1 protein-coding gene is annotated in these 401 nt (G+C 70.8%); it reads left to right on the top strand.

All coding sequences use genetic code 11. The features are described from left to right. Positions 1 to 53 precede the first annotated feature (53 nt). The gene (locus C1I97_RS38980; RefSeq protein ID WP_111007436.1) at positions 54 to 401 is read left to right on the top strand and encodes an SCP2 sterol-binding domain-containing protein; all 348 of its coding nucleotides are present in this window, start codon (positions 54 to 56) and stop codon (positions 399 to 401) included.

Consider the following 401-nt stretch of genomic DNA (forward strand, 5'->3'; position numbering starts at 1 on the left):
GAGTCGCTCATGCCCAGACGCTACCGCGAAGCCCTGGGGTACCGTCGGTCGCGATGGCCACGATCGAGGAGTGCCGCAGCGCACTCGAGAAGCTCTCGGACAACATGGCGGGCGCCGAGGGGGACGTCCGCGAGGCGGCGGCCCTGGACCGCTCGGTGAGCTGCCACATCAAGGACCTCGACGTCACCTTCGTGGGGCGCCTCACGGGCGGCCGGATCCGGGTGCGGGACACCGTCCAGGGCCCGCCGCCCGAGAAGGCCCAGATAAGGCTCGCCATGACCGGTGACGACCTGGTCGCACTGGTCGGCGGGGAGCTGAACTTCGCCACGGCGTGGGGGGCGGGGCGGGTGAGGCTGGAGGCGAGCCTGCTGGACCTGTTCCGGCTCAGGAAGCTTCTGTAG

The sequence above is a fragment of the Streptomyces sp. NTH33 genome (assembly GCF_003236365.1).
Classification (GTDB): domain Bacteria; phylum Actinomycetota; class Actinomycetes; order Streptomycetales; family Streptomycetaceae; genus Streptomyces.

Coding starts and splice junctions, on each gene's coding strand:
- C1I97_RS38980 (WP_111007436.1), top strand. CDS start 54: ATGGCCACGATCGAGGAGTGCCGCAGCGCACTCGAGAAGCTCTCGGAC.